We start from the raw sequence: 15678 nt of genomic DNA, 5'->3' as shown, positions 1-15678 counted from the left end.
GGCTACCAGATATTAGGCAAATCATCCCATAAAGGCAACGCCAAAAATGGTGAATTTTCGCCACATCGCAGATAATTATTGTGATTTAGGGTAGCGGTTTTCCAAGATGGACGGGCGGGATTCTCAGACGGAAGGCACAGGAAACCACAGGGTGAATTCCGTGCCCTGGCCGGGATGGCTGATCACCTCGATGCGCCCGCCGTGGTCGGAGACGATGTTGTGGGTGATGGAGAGCCCCAGACCGGTGCCCTCGCCCTTGCTGGTATAGAAAGGTTCGAAGATCAGAGGCAGGCGTTCCTCGCTGATGCCTTCACCGCTGTCGGCGATGAGCACCCGCACCTGGTCGTCGTGCAGTTCCGCGCACACCCTGAGCTTACCGCCGGCGGGCATGGCGTCGATGGCGTTGGTCAGCAGGTTGAGAAACGCCTGCTTGAGCTTGGCCGCGTCGAGGGGAAATTCCGGCAGATCGGCGGCGATCTGTTGCTCCAGTTGGATATGGGCGCGCTCGCACTGCTTGCTCACCAAAAACAGAATATCGCGCAGCACCGGTGCCAAACGGCCGGGCTTGAGGGTCGAGCGCGCGGTGGTGGCGAAAGTGAGCAACTCGTTGACCAGCCCTTCGAGTCGTTCGATTTCCTGCAAGGCGCGCTGAATCAGCGACTGATCGGCGGGATTGCGCAGCAGGCGGTCGTGCAGGTCGTCGAGCATGAGACTGATGCCGGTCAGGGGATTGCGGATCTCATGGGCGATGCCCGCCGAAAGCCGTCCCAGGGACGCCAGGCGCTCCATGCGTTCCAAATGCTCACGCATGGTCACCCGCTCGGTCAGATCCTCCACGGTCAGGATGCGGCCCAGGGTTTCGGACAGCACCAGGGGCACCAGCGCCAAACGCAGGGTGAGACTGCGGCCCCGGCGTTCCAACTTGACATAGCGCGCCCAGCGCTCGCGGGGATTGAGGGGCAGCGCCTCGCGCAGTGCCTCGGTGAGCTCGGGCCAGGCGCGGAGACAAGCAAGCAGATCCACGGAACTGGAAAGTTCGGCCAAATCCAGAATCCGCCGCGCGGAGCCGTTGAGGGAGGTCACGCGGTTGTGCTCGTCGAGGGTGAGAATGCCGGTTTCGATGTTTTCCAGAACCGTGCGTTTGAAGTTGCGCTCGCGCAGGATCTGGGTGCGTGAACGGCGCAGCGCCGCCAGGGAATCGAACAGACGTCGGCGGCGATGGTTCAACTCTTGGGCCATGGCGTTGAAAGACTGGGCCAGTTGCCCGACTTCGTCCTGACGGCTGATCGGCACGGCCGTCGTCAGGTCGCCTCGCGCCATCCGCCGGGTGCCCTCGGTGAGACGCAGCAATGGTCCGGTGATGCCTCGTGTCAGGCGCCAGGCCACCACGAACACCACGACCATGGTGAACAGGATCAACAGCCAGGAGCGATGCATGTAGCGGGTCATTTCGGCGCGGATGAAGGCCGAGGTTTCCAGGGCCGCCTGATGGAACTGGCGCACCTCGGCGCCGATGGTAATGCCGCCGAATACCCCGGAATCCCGGTAGACGCCGCCGGCGTAGGGGATTGGCGCGTAGGCCATGATTTTCTGCGAACCGCCCACGTTGGTGACGTCGGCCACCCCGGATTTGCCTTCCAGAACTGCGCGCGCCACCACCGGATAATTGCGATGGATAAAACCGGCATGCAGAAGATTGTAGGGAATCAGCCCCTGCGCGATATCCTCGGCGGAAGATTGCGCGGTGTACGGGGGCACCAGGCGGCCCTCGCGGTCGAGTCCACGCAAATCCCAGAATTTGGGATGGGTGATGATCCAGCCCTCGTCATCGAACATGAAGGCGTAGTTGCCGCTGTCATAGGACGGAAAGAGCACATAGCGCTCGTCGGTCGGGGTAATGTGCTGGGTGAAGGCCATCAGATGACGATGATCGAGGGACAGCACCAGCACCGCCTCCAGTCGACCGGCGGCGTCGTGCAGCGGCTTGGCGAAACGCACCACGCCCTCGAACTTGACCCCCTCCACGGCCTCCTCGGGGGTGGCGGCGGAGCCCAACTGCTCCGACTTGCTCACATGCCAGCCCGTCACGTGGGTGACATGCACCTCCCCGGCCGGCAGACGGGCCGCCTGAAGAAAATAATCCTCGGTGAGATAGGTGGTGTTGCGCGGATCGGAGATGTCACGCAAGTCCTCGGATACCCGGCCCTCTTCGATTCGCAGGCGTTCGCGCCCCTCGGCATCGACCCAGGCGATTTCCCGATAGAGGGGAAGTTCCTCATGCACTTCCACCGGCTCCGCGTTGGTCCCGCCGCGATACCAGATGGGTCGTCGATGCTGCTGCTGGAAACGCGAATAGTTCTCGACCGTTGGCGGGATCAGGCTGAGATCGTGCAGATCCTCTTCGACGCCGCGCAGGAACATGGCCACCTCGTCGGCCACCATGCGCGCCCGCAGTTCCAGAGCCTTGGCCGCCTGCTGGTCCAGGGCGCGCGTCGCGCTCAGCCGCAGATATTGCTCCACCTGCCGCAGATTGCTCGCGGAATACAAGGCGAGAAAAGCCAGGGGGACAAACGCCAGGGCGAGAAAGGCGAAGAGAATCTTCTGATGAAGGTTGAATCGCGGCATGGGCCGATTATATCAGCAGGGCGGACAAAAACTGAAGGGCAAGGCACGTGCGGGCGACCTCCCGGGAAGCCACCCGCCCGGACCAACGCTGTTGCGGAAACACGAAGGGAAAATTGGACTTATTTGCGCCGGGCGACCACGTAATCGGCAAGACCGAACAACGCCTCCCGGGCCACCGAATCGGGGAAGCCGGCCAGACGCGCCTTGGCCTGCTCGACCAGGGCCAGGGCACGGCGGCGGGTATGCTCGATGCCGCCGAAACGATCGATCAGCGCGCAGACGTCATCCAGGGCTTCGGGGGAGAGCTCATCCTGCTCGACAATCTCCTCCACCTGCCTGTGTTCCTCGGCGCTGCACTGGCGCAGGGCATGAATCAGCGGCAGGGTCATCTTGCCCTCGGCGAGATCGTGCCCGCGCGCCTTGCCGAATTCCGCCTCCTCGGCTACGTAATCCAGGGCATCGTCCATGAACTGAAAGGCAATGCCGAGGTCCATGCCGAAATCCCGCAGCGCGGCGCGCTGGTCCGAACTGACTTCACCAAGGATGCCGCCGACCTCGCAGGCCGCTGAAATCAGCACCGCCGTCTTGCTGCGCACCACATCGAGGTAGCGGGCTTCGTCCATGCTCAGGTCGCAGGTGCCGACCAACTGCATGATTTCACCCTCGGCCATGCGCGTGGTGGCATCGGCAAGCACCTGAAGAACGTCGAGATTGCCGCCGCGCACCATGATGGAGAAGGATTTGGCAAAGAGAAAATCCCCCACCAGCACCGACGCCTGGTTGCCCCACAGGGTATTGGCCGAGGCGTTGCCGCGCCGCAGCACCGCGTCGTCGACCACATCATCGTGCAGCAGGGTCGCGGTGTGCAGAAATTCGACGACCGCCCCCAGCCCGACATGCTGCTCGCCCTGGTAGCCGCTGAGCTTGGCGCAGAGCAGCAACAGCATGGGACGCATGCGCTTGCCGCCGCTGGCAATGACATACTCGCCCACCTTGCGCACCAGGTAGACATCCGAATTGAGAAATTCCTTGAACTGGCCTTCAACCTTTTCCAGGTCGCCGGAGAGGAGCTTCAGGGCATTTTCCATGATGGGAGCGATCTTCCTCGGTCATTAAAAGTGCTGCTATCCTAGTGAATTGTTTTGATCCGTGTCAAAGTTTTTTTCCTCGCTCGCCAGGGGTAGGACCACCCGCAAGAGCGCACCGCCGCCTGCCGCCGTGGAAGCGGTAAGGGTGCCGCCGTGCTCCTCGACGAGTTTGCGGCAGACCGCCAACCCCAATCCCGTGCCCTGGCCGCGCTCCTTGGTCGAATAAAACAGCTCGAAAATCTTTTCGCGATCCGCCTCGGCGATGCCCGGGCCGGTGTCGGCCACACGGATTTCGACCCGATCCGCGCCGCGCTCCAGCTCAATGCGGATTTCTCCCCGCCCCTGCATGGCCTGGGCGGCATTGATCAGCAGATTGACCAGCACCTGGCGAAGCTTGTCGGGATCACCGGCCAACTGTACGGGCTCGGCGGGAAAGGAGGTGGCGCAGCGAATTTCGCGAAACAACTTTTGCACCTGCAGGGAGCGCAGGGTTTCGGCCACCAATGCCCGCGGGTCGAGCGCCTCGCGGCGGGTCGGCTCACTGCGGGCGAACCCCAGCAGGCTGCCGGTGATGCGCCGACATCGCAGGCATTCACGAATGATGGTTTCGGCGTCCTCGCGCCGGGCATCGCCGGGAGGAAATTCACCCCGCAGAAGCTCGGCATAGCCGAGAATGATGCCCACCGGATTGTCGATTTCATGGGACACGCCGGCCGCCAATTGGCCGATGGCCGCCAGCTTTTCAGCCCGTACCAGATGATCCTGAATCCTGCGCAGTTCCAGGTTGGCCGTCTCCAGCGCCTGGTTTTTGTCGTGCAGTTCGCCGTGCTTGGCCGCCAGCCCCGCCGCCATGTCATTGAAGGCCCGCGCCAGGGTTCCGATTTCGTCCTGACCCAGGGGCGGCAGTTTCAGGTTCAGATCGCCGCGCGCCACGGCCCGCGCTCCGGCCGTGAGCTGCTTGAGGGGACGACTGACGCGCCGCGCCACCAGGGCGGTCAACACCAGGGAGGTGAGAATGGCGATCAGGGCGATGCGCAGGTAATCGGCACGCGCGGCGGCCTGCAACTGCTGAGTGCCGGCATAGGAGATCAGATAGCGCAGGGAGAGAATCTGCTCACCCGTCGGTCCCAGGGCGGGATGGACCAGATCGAGAATCCGCGTGCCGGAGGACAGCCGCCAGGACTCCAGGGACACCTGGGAATTTTGCAACCGCTCCAGGGACGGCGGCGGCAGGGCGTCAGGGGCGATGCCGGTTTCGTCCAGCAGCGGCGAGGCATAGAGCAACCGCCCGCTGGGCGCGTAGAGGGAAAACTGCAGAAGATCCGGGTTGAAGGCGAGCACTTCCCGCAATTCGCGTGGCGGTGGTTGCAGGGAGGGCGGAAAGGTGCCGCGAAAAACCTTGAGGACTTCCGGGGTGGCCAGGCGCGCGAAGGCCGCGCTCTGGGCATGAAGGTGCGCCTCCCAGTGGCGCGCCTGACTGCGTTCGAGAACCGCCAGGGTCAGGGCCAGGACCAGCACTTGCGCGGAGGCCGTGAGGAGAAATAATTTTCTGCCGATGGTGGGGGTCACGTCGCTGTTGTCTTCCCCGGGGGCCTGTGGCCGGCAAACGGATTCGTGCTAAGCTTGAAGGCAGAGGGAACCGAGAGGTTAGGAATCCTTGCGATTCAGGAAAGGAAAACTTGGTGCAGCGACCACCCTTTGACAGCCGCGTTCCATTTTTCATCGTCATCGCCGGTTTCATCGCCGTGGTGGTGGCGCTGGGCGGCATCAATCTGTCCCTGCGCGGGCTGAACCAGGCGCCTTCTTCAGAGTTCGGCCAGCCAACCAGCGAACCGCGCTTTCCGATGGAGGAACGCACCGCCGCCGGCCTGAGCTGGAATCTTTCCCTGCGCCTTGACGAGCACCAGTTCGAGGCACGCCTCCTCGACCCTCAGGGGCAACCCGTCAGCGGCGCCCAGGGCCGGCTGACCCTGATCCCCAATTCCCGCGCGCCCCTTGAGCTGGATCTGCGCGAATCGTCTCCCGGCCTGTATGTCGTCGATCTGCCGGGCGACCTCAACGAACAGGTCGAGGCGCGCATTCGCATGCAGCAGGCGGAAAACCACATCGCCCGCGCCCTCCTCATCGCCTTTTGACCCAAAAAACGAACAGGACTCTAGTTCGGCGCGGCCGGCGGAGGCAGGGTCCGAGGGGCGGGTTTTTCGGGGACAAAGGTATTTTTGTCGGCAAACCAGCGATAGCCGCCAGCGTCCCAGATTTCCTCAAGCATGTTCCAATCCATATGGACGCCCTTCATCTCATCGAGGGTATCCGAAGCCTCGAGCATCTCGGCGTCGTCAATCACGCCATCGCCATTGAGATCCGCCCAGAGAATCTGGGCGACCTTGAGGCGGCCCGAACCGCCGGTCGGCACCTGAGCGCTGCGCCCCTTGGGGCCATCCTTGGGACTGACGACGATTTCGCCGCCGAATTCCGCCAGGCTGCCGAGGTGCGCCTGCGGATCGACCCTGAGGCGATACACCACTCGCGGGCTCTCCTCTCCGGGCTTGATCATCCAGCGCGCCACGCCGTCCTCATTGTCCAGGCTTGACGGTGGCGGATTCGCCTCGATGAGCTGCCAACCCTTGGGGAAATGCTCGCGCAGGATGAAGCCCTTGCTCGTCGTGTCGACCGTCAAGCGAATACGAACCGGTATGACGCTGCCGGGCGCGGCATGATTGGGCAACAGCCGCTGGGCGGAGAATTTGTCGGGCAGCAATTCTTCCTGGCGACCCACCAGGAAATATACCAGCCCCGCCGCCAGCAGGGCGACTGCGGGCAGGATCCAAATCCAGGAGAAGGATCGGGATGTGGACGAATTGACCTCGGCGGTGGCGGGGGGTTCGGAAGAGGCGGGTGCGGGGGTGGCTTCGGAGGCCGTCTTTTCAAGAATTTCCTCGACGGATACCTCCAGCGCCTCGGCCAGGCGCAGGGCATTTTCCCGCTTGATGCTCGGATAGCGGTTGTTTTCCCAGCGCGACACCGTATCGGTCGTCACGCCGACCACCTTGGCAACGTAGAGCTGAGTCAGCTTTTTTTCTTCACGAATGCGCCGGATGGCCTCACTGTCGAGGTTGACCATCGGTGGCAAAATCGGCTTCATAATGCCCTCGAGCAGGAAAAATCACGCCAGTTTACCAGATCCGCCGGACGGCCGCAAACGACAAAGCAGGGCCGCGCGGCCCCTCGCGAGGGAAACGCCGCGGCCAAGGGCTCAGGTCAGGGGCGGAATCTGCGGGGGCGCCTGGTAGGGGCAGATGTCCTTAAGGGCAAATCCGGCGCGGAGCAAATCGGTGAAATGCTCGACGCTGGTGGGGCGGCCGAAGTAAAAGCCCTGCAGTTCATCACACTGCCGGGCGATGAGGAATTCCAGCTGATGGCGGGTTTCGACGCCTTCGGCGATGACCTTGATGTTGAGGCTGTGCGCCACGGCGATGACGGCATCGACGATGGCCGCGTTGTCCACATCCGACGTGACGTCGCGCACGAAGGATTGGGCAATCTTGAGCCGATCGAAAGGAAAGTGCTTCAAATAGCTCAGGGACGAATACCCCGTACCGAAATCATCGATGGCCAGATTGATGCCGCGCACCTTGATGTCGGTGAGGGTCATGATGGTCACGTCGGCATTTTCCATGATCGTGCTTTCCGTCAGTTCCAACTCCAGACAGGCGGGGTCGAAACCGGTTTCGGCAAGGACATGATCGATCATGTCGATGAAACAGGGGTGATTGAACTGGCGCGCGGAGATGTTGACCGCCAGGCGCATGGCGGGAAAACCCAGATTCTTCCATTCGTTGGCCTGCCGACAGGCGGATGCGAGCACCCACTGGCCGATGCTCAGGATGAGCCCGGTTTCCTCGGCGATGCCGATGAACTTTTCGGGTGTCAAAACCCCCAGCTCGGGGTGGTTCCAGCGCAGCAGCGCCTCCATGCCGACCATGCGCCCGGTGCGCAGATCGAGTTGCGGCTGATAGAGCAGAAACAGCTCGTCGCGCTCCAGCGCCTTGCGCAGGCTGGTTTCGACGCGCATGCGCTCCTGCACCCGGGCGTTCATCTCCAGCGAAAAAAACTGGTAGGTGTTCTTGCCGCGCTCCTTGGCCTGGTACATGGCGATGTCGGCGTGCCGCAGGAGAATGCCGGGCTCCGTGCCGTCCTCGGGAAACACCGCGATGCCGATGCTGGTGGTGATGAAAACCTCCTGATCGTCGAGTTGCACGGGACCGGCCAGGGCTTGCAGAATTTTCTGCGCGACGCCCGCCGCGCCCTCTTCTCGGTCCAGTTCAGCGAGCACCACAACGAATTCGTCGCCGCCCAGCCGCGCCACGGTGTCGGTGTGACGCACGCTGGCCACCAAGCGCTCGCCGGTGATTTGCAGAAGCTTGTCGCCGCAGGCATGACCCAGGGTGTCGTTGATCGATTTGAAGCGATCCAGATCGAGAAACATGACGGCCGTTTCGTGGCCGTTTCGCCGCGCCCGCGACAGGGCGCGCTCCAGGCGGTCAATGAGCAGGCTGCGGTTGGGCAACCCGGTCAGCACGTCGTAATAGGCCAGGTGCTGGATTTCCCGATCCGCGCGCTGCCGCTCGATGGCCACGGCCAGCACGTTGGCCACCGATTGCAGAAACAGCAGATCCTCGCGGCCGAAGGATTGGTCCTGAACGCCATAGATGCCAAGCACGCCGAAAGGTCGAGGCTGGCCCGGGATGGCCACGCAAGCGGCCTGGGCCACGGTCTTTTCCGGCAACGGCGGGCAGATCTCCAGCCTCCCGGGATCGGCCCCGGGAAAAAACACCGGATGGCTGGCTTCCAGCAGGGAAAAGCCCTCCAGGGTTCGGGGACTGCACAGCGTCGCGTCCGGCTCGTTTCGCACCTCGCCCCAGCCGTGGGACACGCGAACCTGCATGAGGCGCCCGTCGGGAACCAACTCCAACACCCGGCAGGCGCAGCCATCGAGCAGGCCGGCCACCGAGCGCACCACCTTGGCCATCAATTCCTCGACCGCCATGCCGGCCAGGGCATCGCGCCCCAACTCCGCCACGAGGGCCTGCTGGTTGACCCGGGTCTGAATTGCCAGATCGGCGCGAGAGCGATCCTGCAAATTTTTCAGGCAATTGCGCAGAGTGATCTGCGAACGGCCGCTTTGCTCGCAAGAGAAAGGCACAAAATAGAAATTCTCGTGGAATTGGCGACCGAAAATGATCCGAGGATGAGCGGACAGCAGATCGAGCAGCGCGGCGTTGTCCAGAAGCCGCAGATCATACTGACAGATCATTTCACAGTTCTGTTCCAGCACCAGAGCCTGGATTTGCCGCTTGAACGCGACCCGCTCCTGGGGTTGGGCGAGAAATTCGAGGGAAAACACCCGCTCGCTCGTCAGGCGCAGGCCGGAATAACCCTGCTGCCGGGCCAGACGGAGCTGTTCCTGAAAATTCTGGGTGAAAATATCGATCAGGGGTCGATCGAGGGGCAGCACCGGAGTGAAGGCCGGAACGAAGCTTATCTGATCCGGCGCGCGCCAGACGCTCTCAGGAAGCTCAAGGCACTCGCGCAGTTGTTCCTCGGACCGGCGGGCGGTCAGATAGAGAATTTTTTCGCCGCGTTCCAGTCCATCGAGAATGAAATCGCGCAGCACGACGCGATGATCCTCGTCGGAATCAAAGAAAAATCCGACATTCTGGCCCGGCAAAATGCGCAGCCTGGGAATCGCCGATGGTCCGAGGGGCCGAAGGTTTGGTCTCTTGCCGGAATCGGCGATGTGCGCATGGGACATGCATGACCTCGGGAAGCTTGATGATCAAAACGGCGGCGGTCTGTTTCAGGGATTGCCCGCCGCGCGCCCTCGCCAGAGCACGGCCACCAGCCAGGTCACCAGAACCGCCGCCGCCAGGAGACCAACGGAAACCAGCATCTGGTTGAGCAGGCCTGGATTTGCCAGCAACACCAACCCCAAAAACAGCATCAGGGTGCCGGAGAGCAGTTTGAGAATTCGTCCCTGCCATTCGCTGAGCTTGGCGGCGCCCAGGGTCAGGGTGAAGGTGACCAGGATCACCATCAAGGGAATAACATAAACTATGTTGTAGACGGAAAGGAACAGGTAATATTGCCAGGTGCTGAGCTCATGCAAGGTCAATACCCGCGTGTAAACCATGGGAAAGCCGGCCGTGCACAAGAGCTCGTAGGTATTGGCGGCCGCGGCCAGCACGATGGTGGCGCCGATCAGCGAGGGCAGGCTCGAGGCCTTGAGCAGTCCGCGCATTCGCTGAAAAAGACGCGGTTTGGCCGATTCGGGGATGGAGAGGCTGACTCCCGTTTTGAAGAAGAAGAAATCCTTGATATTGATTATCCCGATGACCAACGCAATAGCGCCTGCCGCCAGGGTCAAGCCACGCACCTGCCCCAGGGAGAGAAACAGATTGAGCCAGGCCGCCATGAACAGGAAATAAAACAGCCCGGAAAAGAAAATGAAAATTCCCCCCACCAGCAGCATGCGGCCGCGCGAGCGCAGATGCACGAGCATGCTGAGCAGAAACAGCAGAACAAAGAACGCACAGGGATTGAAGCTGTCGAGCAGGGCGACGATGACCGTGAAAACCGGCAGGGAAAGCTGACGCCCGTCGATCTGGCCCACCCAGGGAACGAATACCCGGGTGGTTTCATCATCGGCCTCGGCGGAAGACCAAGGCAGCGGCACCAACTGCCCGGCGGCCGCCAGATCCAGGGGATTGGCGCACCCCTCTTCGAGACAGCGCGCCACCGCCGCCTCAATCTGTCGGCCCTGGTTACGGCCAAAACCGAACCAGGCCTGGTTGCCGATGAAGATGGCCGGTGTGCTGACCGGGGCATCAAAGATGTCGCACAACACCACCAGTTGCTGAAAGGAATCTGGCTCGCGCCAGATATCACGCACGACGAGACGCACCTCCGGATGGCCGGCGGAGAGTTGCCGGAGAAAGATTTCCGCCTGGCCGCAGTGAGGACAATTCTCGGCGGAGTAAAGCAAAACCTCGACCGCGCTTCTGCTCTCCCGTTCTTCCAAAGCGCTCGCCACCGCCGGCAACGCGGCAACGAGCAACGCCGACAACAGCATCCACGAGCAGATCCGCCGCATGTTCCTCCCTACCCCACGCAATCACCTCAAATGTATTTATTTTACCAGCCTGGAACGCGGTTGCCGAAAAGTTCCTACCAGCTCTCCGTCGACCCTTTACCCATGGAGCCGGATTGGGTTATTTTGTCCGACATCATGATCAAGGCCATTTTCTGGGACAATGACGGCGTGCTGGTCGACACCGAGCCGCTCTATTTCAAGGCCACCCGCGAGGTTCTGGCGGAGGCGGGCATCCCCCTGAGCGCCGAGCAGTTCATCCGCATTTCCCTGCAAGAAGGACGCAGCGCCTTTGATCTGGCCCGCGACCGGGGAATGCCGGCCGACACCCTGGAAGCCATGCGCCGGGAGCGTAACCGTCGCTATGCCGCGCTTCTCGGGGAAGGCATCGCGCCCTTGCCCGGCGTGGCTGAAACCCTGAGCACCCTGCATGGCCGCTGCCAAATGGCCATCGTCACCAGCTGCCTGCAAGAGCATTTCGAGATCATTCATCGCCATACGGGCATCCTGCAGTATTTTGACTTCATTCTCACCCGCGAGCACTATCGGCACACCAAACCCCATCCCGAGCCCTACCTCAGCGCCTTGAACCGCAGCGGGCTGGCCCGCGCTCAGTGCCTGGTGATCGAGGACACGGAACGCGGCCTCCAGGCGGCCGATGCCGCCGGACTCGCCTGCGCGGTGATCCCCAACGCCTTGACCGCCCAAGGCGATTTTTCCAAGGCCTGCCGGGTCCTGGACGGCATCCATCAGGTTCTCGACCTGCTGGACTGAAGCTGCGCCCACCAACACCATTCGGCACAGAAAGTGCAAACAGACCTTCACGGGGCTGCTGTTGAAATCGACCCCGGGAGGTACCCATGGCAATCAATCCTTTAAACCAGCTGCGCGAAGCGCTTTTATCCCAATCAACAACCGATCCCGCGCGCACGGAAAATTCCTCCCGGGACTTTGCCGGCCTGCTCGATCGCACCCTGGGCGCCAAAGCGCCCCTGAACGGCGAACAGGCGCGCTCCCTGGCCGCCCTGATGAAGCTTGAGATGATGGCCGGGCTGGTGTCCTGGGACGATGAGAGCCCCAAAAGTTCGGCGGCCCTGGCCCAGTTCGCCGCCTTGCCGGCCCTGCCGCGCCCGACCCTGGTCAACGCCGAGCAAGTCCGTCAAAAATTCACCCTGATGTCGGAAAACCGACTTGCGCCCGTGCGTCCCGTCTCGCTCCTCAATGCGAATAATATCAGTGAGGCAGGCTCCCTGGAGCAGATCGTGGACAAGGCGGCCCAGCGCTACCAGATTGCTCCCGAACTGATCAAGGCGGTCATCAAGGCCGAAAGCAGCTTCAACCCCAAGGCCGTGTCGCCCGCGGGCGCGCAGGGCCTGATGCAGCTCATGCCCGCCACGGCGCGCGAGTTGGGGGTGGACAATCCCTTTGATCCCGAGCAGAACGTCATGGGCGGCACCCGCTACCTGCGCGACCTGCTCAATCGCTACGACGGCGATCTCGACAAGGCCCTGGCCGCCTACAACTGGGGCATGGGCAACCTGGCGCGCAGCAACGGCCGTCTGCCCGAGGAAACCCGCAACTATCAGGTCCGGGTCAAGCAATACCTAGCCGAGTTCAACGGGCAACGCACGGCCTGAGCCACCTTCTCCCGACCCCCGTACCCCTCTTTTGGCAACCCCCACATTTTCAAAAATTTGGGGGTTGCCATTTTTTTTCGTTTTGCATAATATTGCGCCATGTTCCCCGCACGGCCTGACCGTACGGGGTTTGCCCCGTGATTCCCCCTCCTTCACGGGGCATTTTTTTATCTTTTTCCCGCCCCGCCAAAATTCGCTCTCCTTCGTGCAAAGCCGTACAACCCCGACCGAAACAAAAATCGCCAGAAATTAACTTGTCCAAACTTTTATCTTGACAGATCCGGTTTTATTTTTTATTTTATTAAAAAAAACAAACGGTTCATAAAGCCCTTGTGCGACCCAGAACCCTGAGAAAACAGGAAAAACCCTTGGCCCCGTGCACCTCCCTGGCACGGGGCATTTTTTTCTTGACTTTAAACCTTAAAACAATAATATTAAAAACAACAAACCATTTCACACCGCCTGGTTTCATCGAAATCAGCCGGTTTCGCCCCGTGTATCTCCTCCCTGGCACGGGGCATTTTTTTATCCGCGCCGCCAAACATCCTCCGAATTCGGGATAGAATAGGTAATAAATCCGATACGGAGGATTTCAAGATGTCCTCGGACCCACGCTCCTCGAATCTCGTGCAGCATCTCAGCCAACTTGATCTGTCCCGGATCCCCGCGGACGGCGGGGAAGCCTACAACCGCCTGATCTTCGAGAAAAGCCCCTACCTTCTGCAGCATGCCGAAAATCCCCTGGACTGGCATCCTTGGGGGGACGAGGCCTTTGAGCGCGCCCGTCGGGAGAACAAGCCGGTGTTTCTTTCCATCGGTTATTCCACCTGCCACTGGTGCCATGTCATGGCCCATGAATCCTTCGAGGATCAGGAGGTGGCCGATCTGCTCAATCGCCACTTCATCTGCATCAAGGTCGATCGCGAGGAGCGCCCGGACATCGACAACGCCTACATGACCGTGTGCCAAATGCTCACCGGCAGCGGCGGTTGGCCCCTCACCCTGCTGCTCACGCCCGAGCGCAAGCCCTTCTTCGCCGCCACCTATCTGCCGAAAACTTCACGCGGCGCAATGATGGGACTGCTCGACCTGGCGCGCAAGGTCGCCGAGTTCTGGAACAGCGACCGTAGCCGCATCGACCAGACCGGCGAACAGATCCGTCAATCCCTCCTGCGGCTGGAACAAGCGACGTCCCAGCGCGCCGCCCTGGACGCGCAGCTCTTGCTCGCCGCCCGCGACCAATTCCTCGATGCTTTCGACCGCCGCCACGGCGGTTTCGGCACCGCGCCCAAGTTTCCGACGCCGCACAACCTGTCCCTGCTGCTGCGCATCGCGCAACGCTTCGACGATCCGCAGGCCCGGGTCATGGCCCTGCAAACCTTGCAGCGGATGCGCCTCGGCGGCATCTTCGACCAGATCGGCTACGGCTTGCACCGCTATTCGGTGGATGAACGCTGGCTGGTGTCGCACTTCGAGAAGATGCTCTACGATCAGGCCCTCGCCGCCCTCGCCTACCTCGATGCCTGGCAACTCACCGGAGAAACCTTTTATGGGCAGAGCGCGCGTGAAATCCTCGATTATCTGGTTCGCGACCTCAGGCATCCCGAAGGGGGCTTCTGCTGCGGCGAGGACGCGGATTCGGAGGGCGCGGAAGGAACGTTCTACGTCTGGACACCGAAGGAAATCCGCGAGGTGCTCGGGGAGAAGGCCGGGGAGCTGTATTGCCGGGTCTTCGGTGTGAGCGAGGGGGGGACCTTCGAAGGAAAAAACATTCTGCACCTGACCCGCGATCTCGCGGAACTGGCCCAGGACACCGGCGCTTCGCCGGAGGAGTTGTCGGCCCTGCTCGGCCAGGCGCGCCGCCAGTTGCTCGCCGCGCGCGACCGACGCCCGCGACCGCATCTGGACGACAAGGTGCTCACCGGCTGGAACGGTTTGGCCATCGCCGCCCTGGCCCGAGGGGCGGTCCTGCTCGACGCGCCGGACATGCTGGAACGAGCAGGCGCGGCGGCGGATTTTTTATTGCAGCGCCTGCGCGATCCCCAAGGACGGCTGCTGCGCCGCTACCGTGCCGGCGAGGCCGCCATCCCCGCGTTTCTCGAGGATTACAGTTTTCTGGTTTTCGGCCTCACCGAACTTCATCAGGCCGGCTTCGAGACCCCTTACCTTGCCGCCGCCCTGGAATTGAACAACGACATGCTGCGCCTGTTCAGCGACGCGCAGGGTGATCTCCATGACACGGGAAGCGATGCCGAAACGGTCCTCACCCGCGGCCGCAACCGCTACGATGGGGCGATCCCCGCCGGCAGTTCCCTGGCGGTTCTCAACCTGCTGCGCCTGGGGCGCCTGAGAGGAAATCGCGAACTGGAAGAGCGGGGCGAGAGCTTGCTGGCCTTGCATCTGTCCGCGGCCGGCCGCAGCCCCCAGGCCCACGGCCAGTTGCTCATGGCCCTGGATTACAATCTTGGCCCATGCGAAGAGGTGGTCATCGCCCTGCCCGAGGCCGAGGCAAATGCGGATGAGATGCTGCGCGTCCTGCGCCGCGGCCTGCGTCCGCGCACCCTGGTCCTGGTACGGCGTCCCGGCGATGAGGCATTGGAGCGCCTCGCCGCCCCCGTACGCCACAAGCAGGCGGTCGACGGAAAAATCACCGCCTGGCTGTGCCGCGAGCAGAGTTGCCAGGCCCCGGTGACCTCGGCGGAAGATTTGGCGAGGATGTTGGAAATATGAGCCGGGGGCTAAAGCCCCCCGCGACCATGCCTTCAGTCGCTACGCGACGACCAGATAGGGGAGAAAACAAAAAAGCCGCGTGCGCGGCGACAAGCCTGTAGCCGGGGGTTTCAACCCCCGGAGATCTCCCCGGAACCCTCCCCGGCTTGGGCCTGGCGATAAAAATTGATGAGGAAATCGGCATCGCGCGGCGACAGGTCGAATTTAAATACGGCTTCCTGGACAATTTTGCCCAGGGGTTGGGCGGGATCGTCCTGAAGGTGTTCGGACACCCAACGGACGGCGCGGCGCAGGTCTTCCCCCTCGGGCAACAAACCACTCATGCTCAGACTCCTTTCAAAACCTTCAGCAGATGGGGCACCAACTGCTTCTTGCGCGAGAGCACCCCTTTGAGTTCGTAGATATTTTCCTCCACCTGGGGATAGCTGATGACATAGGGCAGTTCCTTGCC

The 15678-nt window shown here is 62.0% G+C and carries 11 protein-coding genes; 4 read left to right on the top strand and 7 right to left on the bottom strand.

Annotated features, from left to right (window positions below):
- Positions 1-123: 123 nt before the first annotated feature.
- From QAT43_RS09285 to QAT43_RS09275, 3 genes are all read right to left on the bottom strand, one after another.
- Positions 124-2625, bottom strand: coding sequence for a PAS domain-containing sensor histidine kinase (locus QAT43_RS09285; RefSeq protein WP_305042784.1), 2502 nt, complete (start codon positions 2623-2625; stop codon positions 124-126).
- 119 nt (positions 2626-2744) lie between these two features.
- A complete protein-coding gene (locus tag QAT43_RS09280; protein ID WP_305042783.1) occupies positions 2745-3713 on the bottom strand; it encodes a polyprenyl synthetase family protein in 969 nt (322 codons plus the stop codon).
- Positions 3714-3749: 36 nt separating this feature from the next.
- Positions 3750-5282 carry a sensor histidine kinase gene (locus QAT43_RS09275; protein WP_305042782.1) on the bottom strand — a complete coding sequence of 511 codons (1533 nt, stop codon included), beginning with the start codon at positions 5280-5282 and terminating at the stop codon, positions 3750-3752.
- 113 nt (positions 5283-5395) lie between these two features.
- Between QAT43_RS09275 and QAT43_RS09270 the strand changes: the two genes are divergently transcribed.
- Positions 5396-5848 carry a FixH family protein gene (locus QAT43_RS09270; RefSeq protein WP_305042781.1) on the top strand — a complete coding sequence of 151 codons (453 nt, stop codon included), beginning with the start codon at positions 5396-5398 and terminating at the stop codon, positions 5846-5848.
- Between the two features lie 20 nt (positions 5849-5868).
- Here the strand turns inward: QAT43_RS09270 and QAT43_RS09265 are convergent, their stop codons facing one another.
- The 3 genes from QAT43_RS09265 to QAT43_RS09255 all read right to left on the bottom strand — a co-directional run bounded on the left by QAT43_RS09265 (position 5869) and on the right by QAT43_RS09255 (position 10863).
- The gene (locus QAT43_RS09265; RefSeq protein WP_305042780.1) at positions 5869-6855 is read right to left on the bottom strand and encodes a helix-turn-helix transcriptional regulator; all 987 of its coding nucleotides are present in this window, start codon (positions 6853-6855) and stop codon (positions 5869-5871) included.
- Positions 6856-6966: 111 nt separating this feature from the next.
- Positions 6967-9525, bottom strand: a complete 2559-nt coding sequence (locus QAT43_RS09260) for an EAL domain-containing protein (protein WP_305042779.1) — start codon at positions 9523-9525, stop codon at positions 6967-6969.
- A gap of 45 nt (positions 9526-9570) precedes the next feature.
- Complete coding sequence (locus QAT43_RS09255) at positions 9571-10863, bottom strand: hypothetical protein (protein WP_305042778.1); 1293 nt, start codon at positions 10861-10863, stop codon at positions 9571-9573.
- Between the two features lie 123 nt (positions 10864-10986).
- On the opposite strand from QAT43_RS09255, the gene QAT43_RS09250 reads away from it, so the two are divergent.
- From QAT43_RS09250 to QAT43_RS09240, 3 genes are all read left to right on the top strand, one after another.
- Complete coding sequence (locus QAT43_RS09250) at positions 10987-11634, top strand: HAD family hydrolase (RefSeq protein WP_305042777.1); 648 nt, start codon at positions 10987-10989, stop codon at positions 11632-11634.
- A gap of 86 nt (positions 11635-11720) precedes the next feature.
- Entirely contained in the window at positions 11721-12497 is a 777-nt protein-coding gene (locus QAT43_RS09245; protein ID WP_305042776.1) for a lytic transglycosylase domain-containing protein, read from the top strand.
- A gap of 597 nt (positions 12498-13094) precedes the next feature.
- Complete coding sequence (locus QAT43_RS09240; RefSeq protein WP_305042775.1) at positions 13095-15227, top strand: thioredoxin domain-containing protein; 2133 nt, start codon at positions 13095-13097, stop codon at positions 15225-15227.
- A 110-nt stretch (positions 15228-15337) separates the two neighbouring features.
- On the opposite strand, the gene QAT43_RS09235 is transcribed toward QAT43_RS09240, so the two are convergent.
- Positions 15338-15550 carry a hypothetical protein gene (locus QAT43_RS09235; protein ID WP_305042774.1) on the bottom strand — a complete coding sequence of 71 codons (213 nt, stop codon included), beginning with the start codon at positions 15548-15550 and terminating at the stop codon, positions 15338-15340.
- Positions 15551-15678: the final 128 nt, after the last annotated feature.

The organism is Geoalkalibacter sp., from assembly GCF_030604225.1.
GTDB lineage: Bacteria > Desulfobacterota > Desulfuromonadia > Desulfuromonadales > Geoalkalibacteraceae > Geoalkalibacter.
The sequence above is the reverse complement of the archived record's forward strand: the minus strand, read 5'-3'. Positions and strand labels throughout refer to the sequence as shown.